At 51.3% G+C, this 23,475-nt stretch carries 24 protein-coding genes and 1 riboswitch; of the genes, 9 read left to right on the top strand and 15 right to left on the bottom strand.

Features of this window, described 5'->3' with window-relative positions:
• Positions 1 to 4: 4 nt before the first annotated feature.
• The 3 genes from KNO58_RS00850 to KNO58_RS00840 all read right to left on the bottom strand — a co-directional run bounded on the left by KNO58_RS00850 (position 5) and on the right by KNO58_RS00840 (position 2,357).
• Positions 5 to 1,039 carry an ABC transporter substrate-binding protein gene (locus tag KNO58_RS00850; RefSeq protein ID WP_214751209.1) on the bottom strand — a complete coding sequence of 345 codons (1,035 nt, stop codon included), beginning with the start codon at positions 1,037 to 1,039 and terminating at the stop codon, positions 5 to 7.
• 169 nt (positions 1,040 to 1,208) lie between these two features.
• The gene (locus KNO58_RS00845) at positions 1,209 to 1,706 is read right to left on the bottom strand and encodes a hypothetical protein (RefSeq protein ID WP_214751206.1); all 498 of its coding nucleotides are present in this window, start codon (positions 1,704 to 1,706) and stop codon (positions 1,209 to 1,211) included.
• A 51-nt stretch (positions 1,707 to 1,757) separates the two neighbouring features.
• Positions 1,758 to 2,357 carry an FMN-binding negative transcriptional regulator gene (locus KNO58_RS00840; RefSeq protein WP_214751204.1) on the bottom strand — a complete coding sequence of 200 codons (600 nt, stop codon included), beginning with the start codon at positions 2,355 to 2,357 and terminating at the stop codon, positions 1,758 to 1,760.
• Positions 2,358 to 2,464: 107 nt separating this feature from the next.
• Between KNO58_RS00840 and KNO58_RS00835 the strand changes: the two genes are divergently transcribed.
• Positions 2,465 to 3,151, top strand: a complete 687-nt coding sequence (locus tag KNO58_RS00835; protein WP_214751202.1) for a haloacid dehalogenase type II — start codon at positions 2,465 to 2,467, stop codon at positions 3,149 to 3,151.
• Here the strand turns inward: KNO58_RS00835 and paiA are convergent.
• Together paiA and KNO58_RS00825 are read right to left on the bottom strand one after the other, a co-directional pair.
• Positions 3,126 to 3,647, bottom strand: a complete 522-nt coding sequence (gene paiA, locus KNO58_RS00830; RefSeq protein WP_214751877.1) for a spermidine/spermine N(1)-acetyltransferase — start codon at positions 3,645 to 3,647, stop codon at positions 3,126 to 3,128. The genes KNO58_RS00835 and paiA overlap by 26 nt on opposite strands.
• A gap of 8 nt (positions 3,648 to 3,655) precedes the next feature.
• Complete coding sequence (locus KNO58_RS00825; RefSeq protein WP_214751200.1) at positions 3,656 to 4,108, bottom strand: MarR family winged helix-turn-helix transcriptional regulator; 453 nt, start codon at positions 4,106 to 4,108, stop codon at positions 3,656 to 3,658.
• A gap of 142 nt (positions 4,109 to 4,250) precedes the next feature.
• On the opposite strand from KNO58_RS00825, the gene KNO58_RS00820 reads away from it, so the two are divergent.
• Both KNO58_RS00820 and KNO58_RS00815 read left to right on the top strand, forming a co-directional pair.
• Entirely contained in the window at positions 4,251 to 4,607 is a 357-nt protein-coding gene (locus KNO58_RS00820) for a DUF2200 domain-containing protein (protein ID WP_214751197.1), read from the top strand.
• Positions 4,607 to 5,029: a DUF1801 domain-containing protein gene (locus KNO58_RS00815; RefSeq protein ID WP_214751195.1), complete on the top strand. Its 423-nt coding sequence runs from the start codon at positions 4,607 to 4,609 to the stop codon at positions 5,027 to 5,029. The genes KNO58_RS00820 and KNO58_RS00815 overlap by 1 nt, the downstream gene beginning before the upstream one ends.
• 13 nt (positions 5,030 to 5,042) lie before the next feature.
• On the opposite strand, the gene KNO58_RS00810 is transcribed toward KNO58_RS00815, so the two are convergent.
• Positions 5,043 to 6,803 (bottom strand): helix-turn-helix domain-containing protein, encoded by a 1,761-nt coding sequence (locus KNO58_RS00810; protein WP_214751193.1) that lies wholly within the window; start codon positions 6,801 to 6,803, stop codon positions 5,043 to 5,045.
• A gap of 115 nt (positions 6,804 to 6,918) precedes the next feature.
• Complete coding sequence (locus KNO58_RS00805; RefSeq protein WP_214751191.1) at positions 6,919 to 8,628, bottom strand: methyl-accepting chemotaxis protein; 1,710 nt, start codon at positions 8,626 to 8,628, stop codon at positions 6,919 to 6,921.
• Between the two features lie 204 nt (positions 8,629 to 8,832).
• On the opposite strand from KNO58_RS00805, the gene KNO58_RS00800 reads away from it, so the two are divergent.
• Together KNO58_RS00800 and KNO58_RS00795 are read left to right on the top strand one after the other, a co-directional pair.
• Positions 8,833 to 9,480 carry a TVP38/TMEM64 family protein gene (locus tag KNO58_RS00800; protein WP_214751188.1) on the top strand — a complete coding sequence of 216 codons (648 nt, stop codon included), beginning with the start codon at positions 8,833 to 8,835 and terminating at the stop codon, positions 9,478 to 9,480.
• Positions 9,481 to 9,599: 119 nt separating this feature from the next.
• Complete coding sequence (locus KNO58_RS00795; RefSeq protein WP_214751186.1) at positions 9,600 to 11,132, top strand: methyl-accepting chemotaxis protein; 1,533 nt, start codon at positions 9,600 to 9,602, stop codon at positions 11,130 to 11,132.
• Positions 11,133 to 11,177: 45 nt separating this feature from the next.
• Here the strand turns inward: KNO58_RS00795 and KNO58_RS00790 are convergent, their stop codons facing one another.
• The 8 genes from KNO58_RS00790 to KNO58_RS00755 all read right to left on the bottom strand — a co-directional run bounded on the left by KNO58_RS00790 (position 11,178) and on the right by KNO58_RS00755 (position 20,044).
• Positions 11,178 to 12,260 (bottom strand): universal stress protein, encoded by a 1,083-nt coding sequence (locus tag KNO58_RS00790; RefSeq protein WP_214751183.1) that lies wholly within the window; start codon positions 12,258 to 12,260, stop codon positions 11,178 to 11,180.
• Positions 12,257 to 12,754, bottom strand: a complete 498-nt coding sequence (locus KNO58_RS00785) for a potassium-transporting ATPase subunit C (RefSeq protein ID WP_214751181.1) — start codon at positions 12,752 to 12,754, stop codon at positions 12,257 to 12,259. Before KNO58_RS00785 ends, KNO58_RS00790 begins: the two co-directional genes overlap by 4 nt.
• A 9-nt stretch (positions 12,755 to 12,763) precedes the next feature.
• Entirely contained in the window at positions 12,764 to 14,785 is a 2,022-nt protein-coding gene (gene kdpB / locus KNO58_RS00780; RefSeq protein ID WP_214751179.1) for a potassium-transporting ATPase subunit KdpB, read from the bottom strand.
• A gap of 16 nt (positions 14,786 to 14,801) precedes the next feature.
• Positions 14,802 to 16,439 (bottom strand): potassium-transporting ATPase subunit KdpA, encoded by a 1,638-nt coding sequence (gene kdpA / locus KNO58_RS00775; RefSeq protein ID WP_214751178.1) that lies wholly within the window; start codon positions 16,437 to 16,439, stop codon positions 14,802 to 14,804.
• A gap of 25 nt (positions 16,440 to 16,464) precedes the next feature.
• Positions 16,465 to 16,545, bottom strand: coding sequence for a K(+)-transporting ATPase subunit F (gene kdpF / locus KNO58_RS15440; RefSeq protein ID WP_214751876.1), 81 nt, complete (start codon positions 16,543 to 16,545; stop codon positions 16,465 to 16,467).
• A 209-nt stretch (positions 16,546 to 16,754) separates the two neighbouring features.
• A riboswitch (cyclic di-AMP (ydaO/yuaA leader) is annotated at positions 16,755 to 16,898 on the bottom strand.
• A gap of 339 nt (positions 16,899 to 17,237) precedes the next feature.
• Positions 17,238 to 18,104, bottom strand: a complete 867-nt coding sequence (locus tag KNO58_RS00765; protein ID WP_214751176.1) for an SDR family oxidoreductase — start codon at positions 18,102 to 18,104, stop codon at positions 17,238 to 17,240.
• Positions 18,105 to 18,179: 75 nt separating this feature from the next.
• Positions 18,180 to 19,016 carry a Cof-type HAD-IIB family hydrolase gene (locus tag KNO58_RS00760; protein ID WP_214751174.1) on the bottom strand — a complete coding sequence of 279 codons (837 nt, stop codon included), beginning with the start codon at positions 19,014 to 19,016 and terminating at the stop codon, positions 18,180 to 18,182.
• 146 nt (positions 19,017 to 19,162) lie between these two features.
• Positions 19,163 to 20,044 carry an AraC family transcriptional regulator gene (locus tag KNO58_RS00755; RefSeq protein WP_260570651.1) on the bottom strand — a complete coding sequence of 294 codons (882 nt, stop codon included), beginning with the start codon at positions 20,042 to 20,044 and terminating at the stop codon, positions 19,163 to 19,165.
• A 156-nt stretch (positions 20,045 to 20,200) separates the two neighbouring features.
• On the opposite strand from KNO58_RS00755, the gene KNO58_RS00750 reads away from it, so the two are divergent.
• The 4 genes from KNO58_RS00750 (at position 20,201) to KNO58_RS00735 (ending at position 23,200) form a co-directional block, all read left to right on the top strand.
• Complete coding sequence (locus KNO58_RS00750; protein WP_214751172.1) at positions 20,201 to 20,446, top strand: hypothetical protein; 246 nt, start codon at positions 20,201 to 20,203, stop codon at positions 20,444 to 20,446.
• Between the two features lie 13 nt (positions 20,447 to 20,459).
• Positions 20,460 to 21,440, top strand: a complete 981-nt coding sequence (locus KNO58_RS00745) for an aldo/keto reductase (RefSeq protein WP_214751170.1) — start codon at positions 20,460 to 20,462, stop codon at positions 21,438 to 21,440.
• Positions 21,441 to 21,529: 89 nt separating this feature from the next.
• Positions 21,530 to 22,153, top strand: a complete 624-nt coding sequence (locus KNO58_RS00740) for a DedA family protein (protein WP_214751168.1) — start codon at positions 21,530 to 21,532, stop codon at positions 22,151 to 22,153.
• 129 nt (positions 22,154 to 22,282) lie between these two features.
• Complete coding sequence (locus KNO58_RS00735) at positions 22,283 to 23,200, top strand: TerC family protein (RefSeq protein WP_214720334.1); 918 nt, start codon at positions 22,283 to 22,285, stop codon at positions 23,198 to 23,200.
• Positions 23,201 to 23,475 lie beyond the last annotated feature (275 nt).

Genomic DNA, 23,475 nt, shown 5'->3' with positions numbered 1-23,475 from the left:
TTGATTACTCGACTTTCGCGAGTGCTTCTGACACGAGTTTCACGTAGTCGTCAATCGTGTATTCGATTGAGAGTGGTGATGGCGTCCCAGCAGCAGCGAGCGGCGTGTTATCTTCGATCATGACGACCGAACCGCGTTCGATGGCCGGCACTTTGCTATAGAGCGGGTCAGCTTGAAGGGCTTTCAACGTGTCTTCGTTCCCGTAGGCGACGAAGATGTCGACGTCGTTCAAAATGTCAGCGTTCTCTGAGCTGAGCTCGAGGTAGAAGCTGTTCTCATCTTTGATTTGGCTCGTGATGTTCTCAGGATACTCCATGCCGAGTTCTTCGATGAAGGCACCACGTGGGTCACCTGTCGTGTAGATGTAGAACTTCGAGAGATCGTCCGGGCTGAGCGCGACGAATGCCGCTTTCTTCCCTTTCATCTCCGGTACTTCAGCAGCCTTGTCGGCGATGAGTTTCTCAGTGTCTTCAATCAACTGTTGACCTTCTGCTTCCATACCCATGGCGATTGAGTCGTAACGAACCGTGTCCTGCCATGATGACACCCAAGGCGTCTCTTGATAGGCGACGACCGGTGCGATTTGTGTCAACGTGTCGTAATCTTCTTGCGTGATACCTGAGTAGGCGGCAAGAATGACGTCCGGCTGTGAGTCGGCGATCGCTTCGAAGTCGAGGCCGTCCGTATCTTGATAGATGTTCGGGTTTTCTTCACCGAGGTCTTTCAACTTGTCAGCCGTCCATGGCAACATGCCGCTGCCGTCTTGGACACCATAGTTCGCAGCCGAGAAACCGACTGGGACGACGCCGAGTGCGAGCGCGACGTCTTGGTTCGACCAACCGACCGTTGCGACGCGTTCTGGCTTCTTGTCGATGACCGTCTCGCCTAATGCGTGTTTGATTGTGATTGGATAGCCTTCTGCCGTTTCGGCAGATTCATCTGTCGTGGCTGCATCTTCATTGTTCGAGCCGCATCCTGCGAGCACGAGCACGAAAGCAGACATGATGATGAACATATGTAGCAGTTTCTTATAGTTCATGTTCGAATCCCCTTTTCTCTCTATGACAACGTTTTACGTCGACATTGATAATCATTATCATTTATGAGTATAGGACGAATCATCGAACGCTGTCAATCTGAACTTCAAGATATCTTCTGAAAAATAGAAACAGCCCGCGTCTCTCATCCGGTGAGAAAGCGGGCTGACGTCATAACGTTTGATTGGCCAAATTGATCAGTTGTTGGACCGGTAAGCGGGTCTCGTCGTCAAGTTCGACGGAGTTGCCATCGATGTAGTAGATGATTCGGGCGGTGAAGCCGTCTTTGTTGATCCACCATAACCCTTGGGACGTCGATTCCGCCTCATCATAGAAAGCAGAGGTCCCGTCCGCAAGTACGTATTGGTCTCCGTACGACGAGACGTCCTCCACGTCTTCAGGTTCATCGACGACTTTATGGACGATGTAGCGCAACTCTTGTGCCGTCTCCTCGTTCACATAGTTAAATACGAATTGATGCATGTGGTGCGGATTTTCGATATCAACCTCACTGTAGCGCTGCGTGATCTCAAACGGAAACGCTATCGGTTCCTCAAATGCGTATTCAATCGGTAGGTTTGGTTGGTCGGCTCGATCCGTCGCCAGCTCGACCAAGGCTAGTAGAACAAGAAGACCACCTAGTACCCGCACAATCCATTTCATTTTCATTGATTTTCGCTCGTTTCGTCATAGATTTAAGTTTCGACTCATTTCCACACCTTACGATTGCCGTTTCTCGCGCATCACATCCGCAATCGGGCACCCTGCCTGCTCGAGCTCGGAGACGATGCGTGTATAATCCTTCTCGTTTCGATTCTGACTCAGCTTGAACGCCGCCTGCATCTCCGAAATGTCGATGCGGAACCCGACGACGCCATATTTCTGCCGTTGCACCGGCTCAGACAGTTCCCCCCAGACGACGGCGTGCTCGCGGTCGCCTTCATGGTCTTGAAGCAGTCCGGCCAGATCTTCCTCGAGTTCGTCCGCATTCAAGATGGTCGCCCGCCCATACGCATGGACGGCCTGATAGTTCCACGTCGATACGTCCTCATGGCCGTACCACGATGCCGACACGTAAGCGTCTGGGCCTTGGACGATCAAGAGGACGGTCTGGTCTTCAATCGTTTGCCATTGCGGATTATTTTTCGCGATGTGTGTCGTGAACCAGGTGCGGCCGTCTTCCTCATGGAAACGGAGCGGCACGTGCGTCGCAATCGGCTTCTGTCCGTCATGCGTGACGACGGTGCCGAACGGATGGGCCTTCAGAAAGGCGTAGACTTCTTTCGGGTCATTCACGGCGTATAGTTTCGGGACGTACATCAAATTCCTCCTGTCTTGTTCGTTGTTCAACTGACTGGACCCTTCCGTATAATTCACGCCAACTAGGGTAAAGAGTAGATGACGCTAAATGATTGAGGAGGGATATGATGAAACCACATGTTAAAGCATTCGTGTTCGATGTCTACGGGACCTTGTTCGATGTCCATTCCGTAAAGGCGGCGTGTGACGAACAGTTCCCCGGAAAAGGTGACCAAATCAGCCAGACGTGGCGGACGAAACAACTCGACTACTTCTTCACCCGCCACATCATGGGGCGTTACACGGATTTCTCTGTCGTCACACGCGACGCCTTACGGTACGCCTTGGCGACAGCCGACGTGACGTGGACGACCGAGACGGAGGATGCGTTGATTGCCACTTACGCCGACCTGTCGCCATATGAAGAGGTCGCGGATGTCTTACATCAACTGCATCATAAACAGACCATCGTCCTCTCGAACGGGACGGACGCGATGCTTGAGGCGCTCATCCATAACGCCGGGTTCACCGACCTGTTCGATGAACTCGTCAGCATCGACGGCATCAAACAGGCCAAGCCGTCACCGGCCGCCTACATGCATTGGTTCAAAAACAGCGGACTGAAGCGGGACGAGGTGCTGTTTCTATCCTCGAACGGTTGGGACATCGCCGGTGCGAAGAACTTCGGGTTCCACACGGCTTGGATCAACCGCGACGGCAAACCGGTCGATATGCCCGACCTGGCTCCTGACGCCGTCTACGAGGACTTGTCAGGCATACTGGAATGGGTCACGGACGAAGCGGCTTGGCCATAATCAAATCGACTTGAGCGTCGTCACCCATATAAAACGTGTGCGCCCCGGTCTGGACGAAGCCGTGCTTTCGGTAAAAGGCGAGTGCCTTGTGGTTATGTTCCCACACACCGAGCCAGATTTCACGCTTCTTCAGTTCGTTCGCACAGCGGATGGCCTGGTCGTACAGCGCCTTGCCGACACCGCTTCCTTGGAAGGCACGTCGCACGTAAATTCGTTCGAGTTCGAACGCCTCTTCGCCCATGGCCTCGGTCTGGGCGTTGTTGGCGTTCACTTTTAGATAGCCGGCCACTTCCCCATCGAGCATGGCGAAAAAGAACTGTGAGTCCGGATTCGAAAGCTCCTGTTCAAGTTGCGCCACGTTGTACGCCCGCTCGAGATACGCGGCCAGATGCGCCGGGTCATTCTCGGCTTCGAACGTTTCCGTGAACGTCTCGATGCTGATGGTGCGAAGTGCGTCAACGTCTTCGATTGTACAAGCTTTGATAGTGATCATGATTGTTCCCCCTAGTAGTCTCGTTTCTTCCCTTTTTTCACGGCATCCCAGTCCCCTTCAATATTGTGGCGGACCCGCTTCAACAACCGGAGCAGCTGCTCGGCTTCTTGGTCGCTCAGCCCGGCGAGCGCGACGTTAGTCGAATGCTCATGCTCGCGGATGATGACCGGGTACAGCGCCTTGCCCCGTTCAGTCGGGACGAGCCGCTTGATTTTCTTGTTGTGCGGGTCGTCCTGCTTCGTGATCAACCCGTTCGTTTCCAACTTTTGAACCGCCCGCGCCGCCGTCGTCCGATCGACTTTGATCAATTCGGCGAGCTTCTCTTGAATGATACCCGGCTCCTCACAAATCCGGACCAAATATAAATATTGCCCTTTCGTCAGCTCGAGCTCTTTGAACTCGATATTGCTGATCGAATCGAGGGCACGGGCAATCATCCCGATTTCACGCAAATGGTCTCTCATACAATCCTCCTGATTGTTGTATTTACAATACGTTACGTTCAGTATAATCCGTTTAGTTGCATTTGCAACAAAAAGTATTTTGGATATGGGCTTTGATTATGTGAGAAAATGAAGGTATCATTCCACGAAACGAGGGGATTTCATGGCACACCGTATTTACACGACGAGCTTTGCGAGCGTCTATCCGCTTTACGTCGCGAAAGCCGAACGGAAAGGCCGGACGAAAGACGAAGTCGATACGATTATTCGCTGGTTGACCGGTTATGACGAGTCTGGGCTCGAGCGCCAACTCGCTGCCGAGGTCGACTTTGACACATTCTTCGCCGCTGCACCCAAGATGAACGAAGACCGCGCCTTGATTAAAGGCGTCGTCTGCGGCGTCCGCGTCGAGAATGTCGAGGAGCCGCTCATGCGCGAAATCCGTTACTTGGACAAACTCGTCGACGAACTGGCCAAAGGCAAGGCGATGGCGAAGATTTTACGAGGAGGCGACGTCTGATGGACTATACGACACTCGTCGACGACAAGCGGCTCGACGCTTTCATCCGTTTGATTGATGTGATTGACGCGAACTTGCCGGACGGGTTCGAGAAGACGAGCGATGGGAACGGCATCCACTACGTCGTACCGCTATCGACATATCCGTCCGGGTATCACGTCACACCGGGCACCCCGCTCCCGTTTTTGAGCGTCATCGCCCAGAAGCATCACGTCGCCGTGTATCATATGGGGGTCTATAGTGACCCGGAGTTGCTTCGATGGTTCGAAGAGGAATACGCCGCACAAGTGCCGACGAAGCTCGACATGGGCAAGAGCTGTATCCGCTTCAAAAATGTGAAGCATATCCCATATGAGTTGATTGGCGAACTCGTCTCGAAGATGACACCAGAGCAATGGATTGCCGCGTACGAATCACGTTAAAAAAAGTCAAACCTCACTCGGTTTGACTTTTTTTACTTTCTAAATCACTTTTTTTGAAATGATTGTAGTAATAAGTTCTAACATGTTCTGTAGTTAGGGTTGGATATTCTTGTTTAAGTTGTTCAGCTACTTTTTGAAACCTTACTTTCAGTGGTGAAGTCATTTCATATTTTTTTAAATACATATTTAATTTTTGATTTCGAATTAAGAGTATGTCCTTTTTCCCTAATTTCATTTTTCTCAACTGTGCTCTCACGCCCTGTATAGGCAGTTCAAGGGTCTCAGCAATAACTTTCGACTTCATTCCTTCTTGATACAACTGAGCTATTTTAACTCGATAGTCCTCTTTCCCTTTGATGATTTTTATTTTATTTTCTTTATCACCAAATTTTGAATAGTAATAACCTTTTACAATACTCAAAGTAATTTCTGGATGTTCATCGACTAAACTATCGACAACCCACTTAAATTTTTCAGACAGGACTTGATGATCTGTAAAACTAGAAAGCATTTCATGAATCTTATTATTCCTTAATTTTATTACTTGCTTTTGATTAAGGTTCATATTTCTTAAATGATAATTAACCATATTTGTGGACATGTTTAGGTCTTTTGCGATTTTTTTACTGGACTTACCCTCGTGAAAGAGTTCAATTAATTTCTCTGTAGTTTTTTGATGATTTTGTTTTTTCTGTTCCTGTTTCTTTTTGTACTTTAATGGATAACTACCACTATATTCAGCCAACGCTTTTCCTAACAAAATCATATTTACATATTTATAAGAAACATTTACTTTCTGAGCAATTGTTGGATTATCTAGTCCTTGTTTATCGTAGGCAATAATTTGCTCGACCAACATTTTATGATACTCATGAATATCAGAATTGTATTGATTCTCGTCAATGCTTTTCACTATTCGATCAAGCTCTCCAATAATTTCATTTTGCTTTTCCAACTCTAATTTTATAAAGAAGGATTGTAGACTTAACCATTTATAAATACTCATTTTTCGAATACCTTGCTTAACCGTTATCATCTCTCGACTTCCTAAAAGATAGATGACAGTGACAGCATCAAATTCATGCTTATACTTTATTATTTCTTTCTCAATTTCGGTTTTAATACTTCTTTTGATATCGATTGCTGTATGAGAATGGCTATCATAGAGATCAGGGATAGATCCACTTCTGAAGCGCTTAGAATATTCAAAAGGTGCATTAAACTTGATTAATATTCTTATAATATCAAACTCTATTTCTTTACCTTGTTTCAAAAATGTTCCTATATACATATTTCTACTGATCAAATCAGGATTTTCACCCATATCTAAAAGAAAAGAACGATAGGAGTGCCTCCCCTTATGAAGTCGCTGAGTTGCTTTGTTAAATGCCAAATGCTTTTCTTTGATATAACTTTCATATAAAGGTTCAGATTTTTGTTTCAGTTTTTCGAAATACATTTTCAAAGTTATCTCATCCCAAAAACCTCCTATCCACCCATAATACTTATGAAAAATACCTTCATACATAAAATCCACTAACTGACTTAACGTGTAGGGACCAGGGTAGTCCATCAAAAATTTTAAATGTGAAAGTGTAATGCTTGTTCCATTTGTATGAGTAATCCCTACTTGTCCGTCTTTATAAATTCTCATTTCAATCCATTTGTCATTAACACTTTGTCTTTTAAACCACTTTCCGTCATCAAACCTCACTCTTTTCGTTTCAATCAAATCTATATGGAGTTGATTGATGCGTAACAAAAACTTATTCAATATCCTTCTCCTCGCCCGGATAATTTTTTAACCCACAGTTTTTATCAATCAATTACAAATAACAATTTAAGTCTAATCATTAAAAAGAGTAGAGGATAATCCTCTACTCCGTAAATCATACCGTAAATTTCTTCGTCATTTGACGCATCTCATCTGCCATGTTCGACAGTTCTTGGGCCGAGGCCGTGATTTCTTCCATCGACGCCATCTGTTCTTCCGTCGCCGCCGAGGTGTTCTCGGTGTCGGTCGCCGTCGTCTCCGTGATGCCTTGAATCTCGTTCACCGATCGTAAAATCTCGGTCGCTCCAGCCGCCATCTCTTGGACAGACCCAGACACTTCCTCTACTTTTTTTCCGACCTCTTCGATTGCCCGCTTGATGTCCTCGAACGCTAGCCCAGCCTGTTGGACGTTCGTGACGCTGTGGCCCATCTCGTTCTCGACGACGTGCATCGTCTGGACGGCTTGTTTCGTCTCTGTCTGCGTATCTCCAATCAAACCAGAGATTCGTTTCGTCGCGATCGCCGATTCTTCGGCGAGCTTCCGCACTTCCGACGCTACGACAGCGAATCCACGCCCTTGGTCGCCGGCCCGGGCCGCTTCGATGGCCGCGTTTAAGGCAAGTAAGTTTGTCTGTTCGGCAATGCCGGAGATTGTACCGGTGATGCTGCCGATTTCTTGCGAGCGGACGTCGAGTTGACCGATGACCGTCTGCAACGCCTTCACTTTCTCATTCATCGCCTCGAGCTGGGACTCGAGCGTCTCAATCAACTCGTTGCCGGTCCCGACTTTTTGGAGTGCCCCATCCGACAGTTCGGTCATGTGTTGGGCACTGTCCGAGACGTGATGAATCCCGTTCGTCAATTCCGTGAGCGTGCTGCTCGATTCTTTCACCCGCGTCAATTGACGGACCGAACCGGAGGCGATCTCCTCCATCGTGACGGCAACCATCTCTGTCGCTTTCGTCGTCTCTTCGACGTTCGATTTCAAATCGTCCGATGACGTTGCGACGCGTCCAGCTGTTGTGGTGACGTTGCCTATCAAGTCGCGAAGACTGTCTTTCATCTCATTGAACGAATTGGCGAGCGAACCGATCTCGTCACGCGACGTGTACGTGCTGTCGACCGTCAAATCGCCGGCTCCAGCACGGCTCATTAATCCATTCAACTCACGAATCGGACGGACGATGAGGCGCGTGATGTATACGCCGAGCCCGATTGAGACGAGTGCCCCGATGGCGACGAGCACCCAGAACAACGTGACCGATTCTGTCCGCTCGTTCTGCATCGTCGTGCTTGCCGTCTCGGCTTCTGCATTGATGCCATTCATGACGACCGTGGCCGTTTCGACGAGATCTTGACGAATCGGACGCAAGTCACTTAAATAGACACGATACGCTGCGGCGTTCTCGCCACGTAACGCAGGTTGAAGCACAAGCTCCGTCCCTTCCAAGTAATTCGCAATTTCGGTGTTCAAGTCGTCGACTCGTCCTTGCATCTCGCCATCGGTCGAAGCGAACGTCTCATTGAACAGCTTTAGGTTCGTGCCGATGCTGTCACGTCGTTCCGTGATGCTCGCCTGCAATTCTTCATTTCGAGACGCATCCGTCGTCAGCATCATCTCGAGCAAATACCCGTCCAAGGCACGGTTATCCGTCCGAATTTGACCGAGTGCGCGAATCGGCAATAACCGGTCCTCGTAAATGGATTCTCCCGCATCGGCCATGCGTCCCATGAAGACGTGGCTGAGTGTGGCGACGAGAACGAGTGTCGCGATGAATACGCTGATCAATACTGTCAGTTTTTTAGACATCTTCAAATTTTTCACGATGATCCCCCCTACCTGATTTATCGTAGGTAAGAGGCTTGAAATGAAGTGTATTTACACATGCGTTGACCTATGTTTCCATTTTTAGCCACACTGATGAACGCAATCGCACATTGCCGACGCATTTGTAGGCTGGCTCCCCTTCATTCGGAGGCAAAATGCGATACGATAAACAAAAGAACTGATGGAAAGGAGGCGTCCGCTGTGCCCCGCTGGCTCAAACTTAGTCTCATGCTCACCGTGTTCGGGAGTATCTTCTATATCACTCATTTCCACTATGAACTCCGTCCGTCTGACGTCCGTGACATCGTCTTGTCGTTCGGCTGGTGGGGTCCGGTCGTCTTTTTCCTCATCTATGCAATCGGTCCAATCATCTTCTTACCGACGTCGGTCCTATCGCTCGGCGCCGGTCTCGCCTTCGGGGTGTGGCCGGGCGTCCTCTATATCCTATTCGGGGCGACGGCGGCGGCCGTGACCGGTTACGTCATGGCCCGACTGTTCGGCAGGTCCGTGCTCAAGGTCGAGAGCTATCCATGGTCGGAGAAGCTGTTCACGCAGATGGAGCAACGCGGTTTTCTATACGTGTTCGTCTTGCGGCTCATCCCGCTCGTCAGCTTCGATTTGCTCAGTTACGCGGGCGGAATTGCTAAGGTTCGGTTCCGGTCGTTTATCCTGGCGACCGTGCTCGGCATGATTCCCGGGACACTCGCCTATAGCTTTCTCGGTGCGAGTCTCGCCTCAGGCAGTATCACCTTGGTCGTCATCGCCGCCCTCGTTTTCGTCACTTTGATCGGCGTCACCTACTACTTCCGCGAACCGGTCAAACGCTGGCTCGGCCTCACTTCTGAGTAGAGAAGCACATTCGCTTCTCTTTTTTTCATCCTCAATATGCAAAACCGGTAAAGATTCGTGTCAATCGGACGATAGTGGGGTAGATATATAGACCTACAACCAGAATGCGAGGAATTAGTATGAGTTCTACGAAACGTAATCCTTTGATGCTTGTCATCACGTTCATCATTGTTTTGACATCCATTGTCGTCCATGCACTCCACCGCTTCACCGATTTCGCCTATACATACACTGTGCTTCGGAACGGCGTCGTCGGTTATGAACATCCAACCGCGACATGGGTATTGTTCGCTATCCCCATCGTCCTCTTCATCGCGATGATGATGAGCCACCCATTTAAACCTCGCGCCTTCCCCTATCTCATGATGCTCACGCTCACGTTCGCTAGCATCTCGACCGTCGCTGGTGGACAAGGGCTCGTCGAGTATCACTTCTCGATTTTCGTCGTCCTGGCGATTCTCTCGTTCATGCGCCGCATTGATTTAATCGTTTACAGCACTGTCATTTTCGCCGTGCAACATTTGGCCGGCTATTTCTTCGTCCCGGAAATCATCTGTGGAACGGCTGACTATCCGTTCAGCTTGTTGCTCGTCCATGCGGTCTATCTCATCTTGCTCAGTGCCGTGCTCGTCGCGCAAATCCACTACCGCAACCTCGAGTCGTCACTTGTCAAAGCACAAGAAGACGAGACGCGTCGATTGTTACAGCAGGCCGTATACGAAACGAGCCGACTCGTCATGACGCTCAAAACCCATGCGACCGAGCTCGAGACGGCGGCCAACCAGTCCCTCTCCTCAGGCGAACAAATCGCGGTCACCGTCGATCCGATTGTCGCGCACGCGACGGATCAAGAGACGTCGATGAACCACGGGGCCGAGGAGATTCAATCGATTCGCTCCCTCACGGCGCTCATCCAAGAACGGATGGCGCAAACAGCTGCCGCTTCATCACGGATTGCGGCCGACGCCATTGCCGGGGACGGAGACATGCGACGGATGGAAGCGAAGGTAGAGGAAATTATCAGGGAATCGGAACGACTCGAGCGTGTCGTCACGACGATGTCGAACCGGTCGACTGAGATTCAAGCCATCCTGCAGCACGTCGAGACAATCAGCGACCAGACGAACATGCTGGCCTTGAACGCCTCGATTGAAGCCGCACGGGCGGGTGACGCCGGTCGTGGTTTCGCCGTCGTCGCTTCTGAAGTCGGAAAGCTCGCCGTCCAGTCCCGAGATTATGCAGCCGAGATGACCCGCGTTCTAGGTGGACTGATGGATGACACAATCATCGTCCGCGATTCGGCACAGTTATTCAAACGCGCGACCGAGAACTGTCAAACCGTCTCGGCCGATGTGACGGCCGTCTTCCATCGTTTGACCGAGGACGTGTCTGAAATCGATGGGCAAATCAGCTCGATTCAAGAGACGCGGCAACGCGTGACGTCGCAGATGGAGACACTCGAGACGCGCCTCGCGACGACAAAACGATCGGCGAGCGAACTCCAACAACAGATTCAGCACGTCGCCGCCGCGACCGAGGAACAAGTCGCCATCCAAAAAGAGTTGAGCCACATGTCGGACCGGCTCGCTTCTACCGCGAGCACGTTAGAAGACGTGACCCGTCAGCTCGAAACTAGAAGCGAGACACGTTAAAACCCGCCGTATTCGTTACCTGATAACGAATGCGGCGGGTTTTCTTTAAATGTCGTCAGACACGACGTGGATATCAAGGTTTTTCGTATCGCGCATGATGGCATTGACGATGGAGCCTCGCCTGACCTCTTGCCAGCGCGTTCTGGCGGATTGACCTAAGATGAGCTGTGTGATCCGCTTCTCATTGGCGATTTCCGTGATGCGCTTGTCGAGCCGTTGCTTCGACGTTTGTACGATTAACACCTCAGCCTGGAACGATGTCCCGCTCTCACGGATGACCCGCAACACTTCGGCTTCCTGCTTCGACAGTCTGGCTTCGTCTCGATCAAGGATTGTCATGATATACAGTTTCGCTTTTAGACGGCTCGCCATGCGAAAGCCGCGATACATCAATTTTCGGGCGTTCCCGTTCAATTTGACGCATACCATGATGCGCTCTTGCAGTCGCGTCGGATCTTCGACGACGTTCTTCGTGGCGCGATACACTTGTTCATCGACCTCGTCAGCGACCTGTCGTAACGCCACTTCCCGCAGACTCGATAAATTCGTCAATGTGAAGAACGAGTTCAAGCTCTGCTCGATTTTGTCTTTGCGATAGATTTTTCCTTGTTTCATTCGTTCTTGAAGTGTCTGAGGTGTCACATCGACCAATAGAATCTCATCCGCCTGGCTAAGAAATAAATCGGGGATTCGTTCCCTGACCTCGACCCCCGTGATACCCTTGACCATCATCAATAAGCTTTCAAAATGCTGAATGTTGACCGCCGCATACACATCAATCCCGTGCTCTAAAATCACTTGCACATCTTGATAACGTTTGGCCCGTAACGATCCAGGTGCATTTGTATGGGCTAACTCATCGATTAAAACGACATCGGGTCGTAAGGCGACAATGGCATCGACGTTTACTTCTTCGAACGAATGTCCTTTATAGTCGATAGTAAGCAGAGGAATGATGGGTAAATCACCAATCATCGCCTCTGTTTCATGACGGCCATGCGTCTCAATCAATCCGATGTACACGGCTTTCCCTTCTCGGACAAGACCGTGGGCATCCGCCAGCATTTTATACGTCTTGCCGACACCTGGGGCGGCCCCGATATACAGGCGGAGGTGACCCCGCTTCATTGACCGCTCTCATCTAGTTGCAGATTGAGACGTAACACGTTCACGTACGTCCCTCCGTTAGAGACGTCTTCGATGACTGCTCGTACCGCATCTGGTTGAAGCCCGCGCGCCTCAGCGACCCGTTCCACTTGCGCCGTGGCATGTTCAAGCGAGATATGGGGATCAAGACCCGAACCGGACGTCTCGACCGCTCCCGGCATGGTCGAATCATACGCCGGTCTATCGGGGTGACTCTCAGCCAAATTATCTCCACCCGATTGTCCCGTCAGTTGGTCGACGGCTGACGGACGACCGTGAAAGTAATTGTCTGACGTGAACGGCTGTGCAATCAACATAGATCCAACCCATTCCCCTTCTCGTTCGACGAGCGAGCCCTGCGCCCGGTCGTCAAAAAATAATTGCCCTGTCACTAGTAAGAAACTCGGAAACAGTACGCCGCATAATACAGTCGTCAACCCCGCGACGATTCCTGCTTGGCCCCATTCTTTTCTCATGTCCATTCCTCACATCCATAGATTTAATAGTAAATCGAGTGCTTTAATCCCGATGAACGGGATCATCATGCCACCAACCCCATAAATGAGTAAGTTTCGTCGCAACAGACGTTCTGACCCGACCGCTTCGTAACGCACTCCTTTCATCGCAATCGGAATCAATAGCGGAATGATGATCGCGTTGAATAACAACGCCGCCAAGATGGCAGATTCCGGCGATCCGAGCCGCATCACGTTCAGCCAGTCCATCTCCGGGATGCCCGCAACGAACATCGCCGGTAAAATCGCGAAATATTTCGCCACATCATTGGAGATAGAGAACGTCGTCAACGCACCGCGCGTCATGAGCAGTTGCTTACCGATTTCCACCACTTCGATGATTTTCGTCGGATTGGAATCCAAGTCAATCATATTTGCCGCCTCTTTCGCTGCCTGCGTTCCGCTGTTCATCGCCAGACCCACATCCGCTTGTGCGAGAGCGGGTGCATCGTTTGTTCCGTCTCCAGTCATAGCGACAAGGTGTCCTGCCTTTTGCTCTTCACGGATGATTCGAATTTTATCCTCTGGTGTACATTCGGCCACGAACGCATCGACGCCTGCTTCTTTGGCAATCGTTGCGGCAGTGAGCGGGTTGTCCCCGGTACACATCACGGTTTTAATACCCATCTTGCGCAGGCGATCGAATCGTTCACGCATACCCGGCTTGACCGTGTCCTTCAAATGAATGACCCCAACAATCCGTTCATTCTCAGCAATGACGAGTGGTGTCCCCCCAGACATCGAGATTTGTTCGACAATCGATGCAACGTCTTCCGGCACATGTCCTCCGAGCGAAGTGATCCACTGCATGATAGCGCTCGCAGCCCCTTTTCGAACACGGCGGCCGTCTGTCAAGTCAAGGCCTGACATCCGTGTTTCTGCCTGAAACGGGATGACCTCGGCCCCGTCTTTAGGGGAGGTGTCTACGTCGCTCCAGGCCTCTTTCGCCAATGTGATGACCGATCTGCCTTCCGGCGTCTCATCAGCAAGCGATGTCAACACGGCAACGCCGAGTGCTTGCGACGCACTAACACCCTCGACTGGAAGCACCTCATAGGCCATGCGATTACCGAACGTGATCGTGCCCGTCTTATCTAAAATGATGGTCCGCACGTCACCTGCGGCTTCTACCGCCTTCCCGCTCATAGCAATCACATTAAAACGCGTGACACGGTCCATACCAGCAATCCCGATTGCTGAGAGCAATCCACCGATCGTCGTCGGAATCAAACAGACGAGCAGTGCAATCAACACGGGCGGGGACAATGTAAATCCGAGATAAGCCGTGAAGGCAGGCAACGTCATGACGACAAGCAAGAAGATGAGACTGAGCGAGACGAGGAAGAGCGATAACGCAATCTCGTTCGGTGTCTTTTGACGCGACGATCCCTCGACGAGGACAATCATCTGGTCGAGAAATGACTCCCCGGGATCGCTCGTAATTCGAACTTCAATCTCATCACTCACGACGAGCGTCCCGCCGATTACCGAAGAAAAATCTCCGCCGGACTCTTTGATAACCGGCGCCGACTCGCCTGTAATAGCGGACTCATCGATCGAGGCAAGACCAGAGATGATTTCCCCATCACCAGGGACGTAATCCCCTGCCCGGACGATTACGATATCTCCTTTTCGCAATACCGACGACGCGACCTCTTCGACACCGCGTTTCGATTTCCGACGTGCCATGACATCATTCTTCGATGCACGCAACGTGGCAGCCTGTGCTTTCCCTCGTCCTTCCGCAATCGCTTCCGCGAAATTTGCGAACCAAAGCGTGACCAGTAAAATCAAACTGACGGCAAGATTAAACCCACGCATTTCATCTGAGACAAGTGTATATAGAGCAGACAAAATGAATCCGCCAAAGACTAAAAATAATACCGGTTGTTTAACCATCGCTATCGGATTGAGTTTCCGGATTCCTTCCACCGAAGCGGAGCGAATTAGCGCGGCATCAATCCCGCGCGCTGTTGAATTTGAATCATTCATCACATTATCTCCTCAATTATTGTAAAGTGAGCCATTCAGTGAGCGGCCCTAACACGAGTACCGGTAAAAACGTCAATGCCCCGACAATCAAGATAATCCCGATCAAGACGACAGCGAATAAGCCAGTATCTGTCCGGAGCGCCTCTTCCGAATGAATCATCGGTTTAGATTGGAAACTACCCGCAATCGCAAGCATGAGCAACAAAGGGACATACCGTCCGAAGAACATGGCGAACGTCGTCGTGATATTCCAAAACACCGTCCCATCTAGCAACCCTTCGAATCCTGAACCGTTATTGGCGACCGCGGATGTATATTCATACAAAATTTGAGAGATACCATGGGCACCACTATTAGTAATCGCGTCACGTCCCTCTGGCATGAACAGCGCGACTCCTGAAAAGACGAGAATGAGTAATGGCGACACAATCAATGTCAACGCGACCAACTTCATCTCACGCGCCTCAACCTTTTTACCGAGCAAGCTAGGTGTATGACCGATGAGTAGCGCCGCCACGAAAATGGTGATGATGACATAAATCATAAAGTTCATAAATCCGGCACCCGCTCCACCGAAGACGACGTTGAGCATCATGTTCCCCATCAGAATCAGACCGGCAAGTGACGGCAAGGAGTCGTGCATCGCATTGACCGCCCCCGTCTCGGCAGCTGTCGTAATCGCGCTATACAGCGCTGTCCCAACGATCCCGAACCGTACCTCTTGTCCATGGAGTGAAGGAGTCGAATGGAGCACCGCGAACATCGCCACCGTGCCGATTAAAAAGAGACTGAGCATGACCCCAAAATATAGGAAGCCTTGACGACGACGCCCTGAGATTTGCCCATAGATGAACGGCATGGACATCGGCAACAGCAACATCAAGAACATTTGAATATAGTTCGTCCACTCGTTCGGGTTTTCAAACGGGTGTGCGGCGTTCGTTGCAAAGTAACCGCCTCCGTTGTTCCCTAACTGTTTGATGACTTCAAACGAGGCGACTGGTCCGCGCTGAATGACTTGTATCGCGCCTTCTAACGTCGTGACGTTAACATTTGCACTAAACGTCTGAGGAACTCCAAGGCTGATGAACAACAGTCCGAAGAACAGACTGATCGGCAGCAGGACATGTACAATCAATCGAATGAAGTCAGCGAAAAACACACCAATCGGTTTATTCAAAATCCCGCGAATAAAAGCGAGCGACATCGTCATGGCCATCGTCGGTGCGACGAACATCACTGTCGTCAAAACGAACGTTTGTGACAAATGGGAGAGTGCCTCCCCTGCGTAATGTTGCTGGTCGGTATTCGTCATGAAGCTGACAATCGTGTGAAGCGCCACATGCCACTCCAAGTTGTCAGCGCCGTTCGGATTAAGCGGCAGCATCCCTTGAAAGCGAAGCAAGCCATACCCGAACAACAAAAAGAATGTGTTCAGAATTAAAAAGTCCCGGGCGTACCCCACCCATGATTGACTGCCGCGTTCGTCAAGACGAAGCCGCTTTAGCCATTTCGTTTCTGTGTGTTTCATGAAATAATCTGGACGCTCTGCGACAGGTTTAAATCGTACCCCGATATATCGTCCGAGCATGACACTCGTGACGGTCGTGACAAGTAGCAACAAACCAAGTGCCACTATAAATGTTGACCACATAACCATTCTCCTCTAACAAAATAATTTAAAATCGTTCCGGGATAAGTAACGCGTAGAATAGATAGAGCATATATCCGACACCGACCAAGAGAAGCAATATAGTCATTGATTCACCTCTTCTCGTTCCATTCCGATGTATCTAAGACACGGACCAAACCTTGCATCAAAGCCAGTAAGCCAATCAATATGATGATCGCGAGCGCATCGAACAAAATAAAATCCCCTTTTTAAGAAAAATAAGTAATTTTTTGGTTTTAAAAGCGCAAAAAAGCCACGAGGCAAGAAGCGGCCCCCGTGACAAGTCACAGCATGAGTCGGATCCCCCTAAAACGCCTGCGAGGTTAGCTGTCGGATTCGGGCCTGCCTAGGAGTTGGCCCTACCTCAAAGAGGATTCACCCCAGTCCGAACTGGACAGTGGGTCCCCCGCTTCCATCTCTGGAACTCGGCGAAAAAGATTTTTCAACAAATACGTATTTGGTTGATGAAATGGATATTACGCCGATTGAAAATCGATGTAAATATGATTTTTATTTTTTTTTGCCCATTCAAATTATCAGATTTTTCCAAACATCACATTCGCTCGAAATATGATTAACCATAACTTTTTTACCAATCATTTTTTGACTTTTTAGAGCTTTTTTAATCAACTTGAGATTCCGGTAGACAACCATCGGCTTGGTCCAGTCCCTTGTTCTGAGCAGTTACGCTTCATCATTTCAAGTGGATTTGACCTTGAAACAAGACTGATCATCCCAACTGAATCCATAAAAAAAAGATGACCGAAGTCATCATTTTCCTTATGATTCAAGTTCATGAACGAGTTTTGATAATGCGTCGCGAAGCGGTGTCACCGGACGACCGAGTACCAACTCGAAATCGTTCGACTCGACTTCAAGTGAGCCGTTGCGGATGCTGTCTTGAATGCCGACGACGATTGGAATCGCACCTTCTGGCACCCCCGCGCCGCGCATGACGCCAGCGTACGCGTCCAAGCTTACTTCTTGGAGCGGCACCTCACGCCCGAGCACTTCACTGAGCGCCTCGACGAGTTCGGCTTGCGTATGAAGCGGACCTGACAGTTCAAAAATGTCCTGTTCGAAATCGTCCGCGAGCAACACGTTCGCCGCCGCTTCAGCGTAATCTTCTTGTAGCGCCCAACCGACTTTGCCGTCACGTGCCGCCGTCACCCAAGGGGCGCCGGCAAGCACGCCTTGAATGCTACCAAGTTCGTTTTCTAAGTACCAATTGTTGCGCAAGAACGCATGCGGGATCCCCGTCCGCTCGATTGCGCCTTCGGTCTCGACATGTGGCGGTGCCATCAAGTTTTGGCTCTCTGTCGCGTCGGCGAGACTCGTATAGGCGATGAACGATACGCCTGCGCGCTCGGCCGCCTCGACGGCGTTCGCATGTTGACGGATGCGCGTGTCGTTGTCCCCGTCCGCCGAAATGATGAGCAGTCGTTCGACGCCTTTGAACGCTTCATCGAGCGTCTCAGGCTTGTCGAAGTCCCCATGTCGCACATCGACACCTTTCGCTTTCAGTGCTTCCGCTTTCTCCGGATTGCGGACGCTGACCGCGAGTTCACTTGCGGGTATCGACTTGAGTAACACATCGACAATTTTCGAACCGAGTTTCCCGGTTGCACCTGTGATTAAGTATTTCATGTCTTCTTCCTCCTTTTTCGTTCACCCGGTACTGTTCCCGGACACGTCACATTCATAACCTCTGAAACGCGCTGTTCAAACGAGCCCATATTTCTTGAAACTGTTCGCAAGCCCGTCTTGATCACAGGCGTCCGTCACGTCGTCGGCGACGCGCTTGACCTCGGGTTTGGCGTTGCCCATGGCGACACCGACCTTGACGTATTCAAGCATCTCGAGGTCATTCAACCCGTCCCCGTAGGCGAACGTCTGCGCTCGCTCGAGCCCTAGATGTTCGAGCAGTGTCGCAATCGCCGTCGCTTTGTTGACGCCCGGGATGGACAGCTCCCCGCTGTTGGCCCCGAATACGGCGACCGTGCTCGGGATGACGGTGAAGCGGGATGCGAACTCTTGTTGGATGACGTCGAGCGGGACGGATGAGCCGAGGAACGAGATTTTGTTCACGTCGGGACGAACGAGGTCGACCCCTTCCATCATCGCGTCATGGAACGGCTTCAAACCGCGCTCGATCGTCGCACTCGCCTCCGGATTGTTCGCCATCAATTCATCAATCATCGTCGCCACCCGTGCCTTGGCGTTGCCGCCGGCGAACAGGCCGTCGTTCGACTCGAGATAGAAATCGATGCCGTGTTCGGTGAAGAACGAGATGAGGTGACTCAAATCATCGACGGAGACTTGTTGGTGGTACAACACTTCCTCCTCGAGCTCGATGTAGCCTCCGGCTGCCCCGATGATGCCGTCAAAGCCGACGTCGAGAATATCCGAGAACAGCTCGGCCTTCGAGCGCCCGGTCGATAAGAAGACGAGATGGCCGTTCTGTCGCGCCTGCCGGACGGACTCTTTGGCCGATTCCGGGATGTTGCCATGGTCATCGACGAGCGTGCCGTCGACGTCTAGAAAGATGATGTGTTGCATAATATCCTCCTCTTTTGTCCTGAAAACAAGAAAAACCTAAACCAGACGCAACACGTGCGCCCAATTTAGGTTTTGCCTGATGATTCAGTAACAATCCTGATGTATACTATTTTCCCCTCAAGCATACCGCTCGCGCATTTCCTTTGTCAAAGCTGTCGTTGTTGCCGCACGTCGGCCCGTGGCGACAGCCCGAACAACCGGGCATACTCGCGGCTGAACTGCGATGGACTCTCGTAGCCGACCTGGAACGCCGCCTCGCCCACGTCCGTCGCCTGCATGAGCAACAGCCGTCTCGCCTCTTGAAGCCGTAACTGCTTTTGGAATTGGAGCGGGCTCATCGCCGTCACTTCCTTGAAATGACGATGGAGCGTCGAGACGCTCATATTGGCGACGCGGGCCAACTCTTCACTCCGAATCGTCTCGTTGAAGTTCGCGATGATGTGGTCGATGACGCGCTTGATCCGGAACGCCTGACTCCCCTCGAACGCCAACTGTCGCAGCATCTCCCCGTTCGACCCTTGCGCCACCCAATACAGGAGTTCGCGCTTATAGAGAGGCGCGAGTGCCACGTGATCCGGTGTGTCGACAAGACGGGCGAGACGTAGCGCGACATCGAACAGCGCCTCGTCGGCATCGGCGATATACATGCCCCGCTTCGGTTCACGCGGCTCGGTCAGTTCGACGTGCCCGACGGCATCAATCAAATCGTCAATCGTCAACTCGAGTTTCAACGCCACGTATGGGACGTCTGCGCTCGCTTTCGTCACTTGTCCCGTCACAGGCAAGTCGACCGAGGCGACGAGGTAATGTCCACCCTCGTAGACGAGCCGTTCGTCACCGAACAACATCTCTTTCCCCCCCTGCAGGATTAGGCAAAATGATGGTTCATTGACGCGAGTGATTGGTTCGGTCACCATCGATTCATGAATGAACGTCATCGCCGGGACGATTGTCGGATGCACCCCGTCCCCCGGTATGTGTCGTGTGATGACGTCAATCAGTTGCAGTCGTGTCTCGATGTCGTTCACCCTCCCTCTATATTCTCCCCTTCAGTATACGGTAGATCGTTTTCTTGGACGAGGCCTGTCCACCCTGTTGAGAGGATTAGGCAAAAACACGACATGAACGCGCTAACGCTCGCCCCACATCTCGCGTCATACTGGTGGCAAAGGAGGGGAAACGACATGGAAAAGACGTATCACGTGACGGTCGAACGTGGCTTCGCGACATTGCTCACCCGTTGTGCGCATTACGCGCTTGCCCATAACGTGGCGATTCGGCTCGATTCATTCCGACTCGAACCGACACCAGAGGCACTTGTCGAGGCGCTAGCGCTTCCGCTTGGCACCCATACCGAATTACGATTGACCATCAACGATGACAGTAGCGTGGATGAGTTCGAACGGTTCCTCTCCACGTATCAACTTTGAAGGAGGCATTTTCATGGAATACGTAAAACTTGGCAATACGGGACTCGATGTCTCAAGGCTCTGTCTCGGCTGTATGGGCTTTGGTGACGCGAACCGATGGATTCATGACTGGGTGCTTGATGAAGCGGCGACCCGCCCGATCATTAAACAAGCACTCGACCTCGGTATCAACTTTTTTGACACGGCGAACATCTACTCGAAAGGCACGAGCGAGGAATACGTCGGACGTGCGCTTCGGGATTATGCGAATCGGGACGAGATCGTACTCGCGACGAAAGTTCACGGTCGAATGCACGATGGTCCGAACGGTGGCGGCTTGTCGCGGAAGGCGATTCTGTCAGAAATCGACCATAGTTTGAAACGGCTCGGGACCGATTACGTCGACCTGTATATCATCCACCGCTGGGACTATGACACACCAATCGAAGAGACGATGGAGGCGCTCCATGACGTCGTCAAATCCGGGAAGGCCCGCTATATCGGTGCATCGGCAATGTACGCCTGGCAGTTCCAAAAAGCGCTCCACGTGGCGGAACGAAACAACTGGACCCGGTTCGTGTCGATGCAAAACCATTTGAATTTGATTTATCGGGAAGAAGAGCGTGAGATGCTGCCGCTCTGCCGGGAAGAGAAAATCGGGATCACACCGTACAGTCCGCTCGCCTCGGGGCGCCTGACACGCGACGTGTCGACCGTGACCCACCGCTCCGAGACGGACGTGATTCAACGTTCGAAGTATGACGCGACGATGGACGCCGACCGGCTCATCATCGATCGGGTCGCCGCCATCGCTGAGACGCGGGGAATTACCCGGACACAGGTCGCCCTCGCCTGGCTCTTGCAACAAGACACGGTCACCTCGCCAATCGTTGGTGCCACGAAGCAGCGTCATTTGGACGAGGCGGCCGGTGCGCTGGCCGTCACGTTGACAAAAGAAGAGATTGCTTCGCTCGAAGAACCGTACGTCCCGCACGCGGTCGTCGGCGCGATTTGAGTCGAAATTCAACCTCAAGTCGTATAGGCGTGCTCCTTGCCGTCGGGTAAAGTAGACAGAGATGTCATATACGCAAGGAGAACCGATTCATGGAACAATGGATTCAACAAATGATTGAGCAGTTCGGTTATTGGGGCGTGCTCTTCCTAATCTTTATCGAGAACGTCTTCCCCCCTATCCCGTCCGAGCTCATTTTAATATTCGGCGGTTTCTTCACGACGACGACGGGACTGTCCCCAATCGGGATGATTCTCGCGGCGACGGTCGGTGCCGTCATTGGGGCCATCGTCTTGTATAGCGTCGGTCTATTCTTCGACGAGGAACGTCTGGAGTCATGGGTCGCGCGTTATGGCAAACGTCTTTATTTGAAAGTCGACGACGTCCGTATGGCCGATCGCTGGTTCGACCGCTTCGGACCAAAACTCGTCTTCTTTGGTCGCTTCGTTCCCGTCGTCCGCAGCCTCATCTCGATTCCGGCCGGCATGTCGAACATGCCGTTCGTCAAATTTTTGATGCTGACGACACTCGGAACGCTAATTTGGAACACGGTGCTCATCTTTGTCGGCGTTTACGTCGGGGAGAATTGGCAAGTGTGGCTTGGCCATATCGAGACGTATTCGCATGTCATGTATGGCGTCCTCGCCGTCATCCTGCTCGGACTAGGCGCTTTCATCGTCCGGGTCATTTGGTCACGTCGCTCTGAACAGCGTTAAGTTTGCACACTCCGAAATCGATTCGGAGTGTTTTTTTGCGGAATCGCAGTTTTTCCTCTTGACTTTGAGTTCTTATGACCTTAAATTGATTATATAGAGTTCACATGAACTTAAAAGGAGGAATTATTGTTGACCCTACTCATCGCCTTTTTGGCACTCGTCGTCTTCATGCTCGCGCTTGACCTCGGGGTGTTCCACCGCAAGGCACACGAAGTCTCGCTCCGTGAGGCATGGACATGGACGTTCGTCTGGATCGGGATTGCCATCGCGTTCGGCGGTTGGTTGTTCTACTCGCAAGGCAGCACGGTCGCGACAGAATATGCGAGCGTCTACTTCATCGAGAAAGCACTCGCCATCGATAACGTGTTCGTCTTCTCGCTCGTATTCGCCTACTTCGCGATTCCGCTCAAGTATCAGCATAAGGTGTTGTTCTGGGGCATTCTCGGGGCAATCTTCTTCCGGGCCGTCTTCATCGTCGCCGGGGTGTCGTTGTTAGAGAACTTCGGTTGGGTCTATTACGTGTTCGGTGCCTTCCTCATCTATACAGGATGGATGATGTTCAAAAACATCGGCAAGGACGAATCGCTCGAAGAGAACAAGACGATCCGTTGGCTCGAGCGCCGCTTGCCGATCACGCAAGACATCTCGTCTGGTAAGTTCACGAAACGCATCAACGGCAAACTGTTCTTCACACCGCTGTTCATCGCGCTCATCTTCATCGAGCTGTCGGATATCGTCTTCGCCGTCGACTCAGTCGCGGCCAGCTTCGCCTACTCGCGTGACCCGTATATCATCTTCTACGCAAACATCATGGCGATTCTTGGACTCCGTAGCCTCTACTTCGTCCTCGCCAACTTGATTGATCGCTTCTACTACTTGAAGCACGGGCTCAGCTTCATGCTCGTCTTCATCGGAGCGAAGATGGTATTGGGCGACGTATACAAAATGCCGATTTGGATGTCACTTGGCGCAATCGTCCTCGTCATCTTGATCAGTGTCGTCTATAGTTTCTATAAAACGAAACCTGGTCAGAAAAATCACGTATAACAAAAAGGAGACGTGCTAGCCTCCCAGGTGTATCACTTCTCAATTGTGGGTAAACCTTTAGTCTAGCAAACACAGAAAAGGTGGTTACAAATGTTTGACCGTATGGGTGATGTGAGTATTGGACTCGTCTTCGGGATCGTGTTGACGCTTTTTTTCAACAGTCTTTGGGGACTTGGAGTCGGCGTGATGTTAGGAATCTTCTTCCTCGTCGCACCGCGCTCGACAAACCGCCGTACTAGAAAATATATACCTCAGATACGCTAAACCGGGGCGCA

The organism is Exiguobacterium sp. J17977, assembly GCF_018616375.1.
In the GTDB taxonomy this organism is placed as follows: Bacteria; Bacillota; Bacilli; order Exiguobacteriales; family Exiguobacteriaceae; genus Exiguobacterium; species Exiguobacterium mexicanum.
This window is presented reverse-complemented; position numbering and strand designations above follow the sequence as displayed.

Excerpts from the sequence above, each read along its gene's own strand:
- KNO58_RS00820 (WP_214751197.1), top strand. The coding sequence starts at position 4,251 with ATGGCACACCGTATTTACACGACGAGCTTTGCGAGCGTCTATCCGCTT.
- kdpA (WP_214751178.1), bottom strand. The coding sequence starts at position 16,439 with ATGTGGTCAACATTTATAGTGGCACTTGGTTTGTTGCTACTTGTCACG.
- KNO58_RS00745 (WP_214751170.1), top strand. The coding sequence starts at position 20,460 with ATGGAATACGTAAAACTTGGCAATACGGGACTCGATGTCTCAAGGCTC.
- KNO58_RS00790 (WP_214751183.1), bottom strand. The coding sequence starts at position 12,260 with ATGAAGCGGGGTCACCTCCGCCTGTATATCGGGGCCGCCCCAGGTGTC.
- KNO58_RS00815 (WP_214751195.1), top strand. The coding sequence starts at position 4,607 with ATGGACTATACGACACTCGTCGACGACAAGCGGCTCGACGCTTTCATC.
- KNO58_RS00760 (WP_214751174.1), bottom strand. The coding sequence starts at position 19,016 with ATGCAACACATCATCTTTCTAGACGTCGACGGCACGCTCGTCGATGAC.
- KNO58_RS00795 (WP_214751186.1), top strand. The coding sequence starts at position 9,600 with ATGAGTTCTACGAAACGTAATCCTTTGATGCTTGTCATCACGTTCATC.
- KNO58_RS00765 (WP_214751176.1), bottom strand. The coding sequence starts at position 18,104 with ATGAAATACTTAATCACAGGTGCAACCGGGAAACTCGGTTCGAAAATT.
- KNO58_RS00840 (WP_214751204.1), bottom strand. The coding sequence starts at position 2,357 with ATGTACGTCCCGAAACTATACGCCGTGAATGACCCGAAAGAAGTCTAC.
- KNO58_RS00785 (WP_214751181.1), bottom strand. The coding sequence starts at position 12,754 with ATGAGAAAAGAATGGGGCCAAGCAGGAATCGTCGCGGGGTTGACGACT.
- KNO58_RS00845 (WP_214751206.1), bottom strand. The coding sequence starts at position 1,706 with ATGAAAATGAAATGGATTGTGCGGGTACTAGGTGGTCTTCTTGTTCTA.
- KNO58_RS00835 (WP_214751202.1), top strand. The coding sequence starts at position 2,465 with ATGAAACCACATGTTAAAGCATTCGTGTTCGATGTCTACGGGACCTTG.
- kdpF (WP_214751876.1), bottom strand. The coding sequence starts at position 16,545 with ATGACTATATTGCTTCTCTTGGTCGGTGTCGGATATATGCTCTATCTA.
- KNO58_RS00740 (WP_214751168.1), top strand. The coding sequence starts at position 21,530 with ATGGAACAATGGATTCAACAAATGATTGAGCAGTTCGGTTATTGGGGC.
- KNO58_RS00825 (WP_214751200.1), bottom strand. The coding sequence starts at position 4,108 with ATGAGAGACCATTTGCGTGAAATCGGGATGATTGCCCGTGCCCTCGAT.
- kdpB (WP_214751179.1), bottom strand. The coding sequence starts at position 14,785 with ATGAATGATTCAAATTCAACAGCGCGCGGGATTGATGCCGCGCTAATT.
- KNO58_RS00850 (WP_214751209.1), bottom strand. The coding sequence starts at position 1,039 with ATGAACTATAAGAAACTGCTACATATGTTCATCATCATGTCTGCTTTC.
- KNO58_RS00750 (WP_214751172.1), top strand. The coding sequence starts at position 20,201 with ATGGAAAAGACGTATCACGTGACGGTCGAACGTGGCTTCGCGACATTG.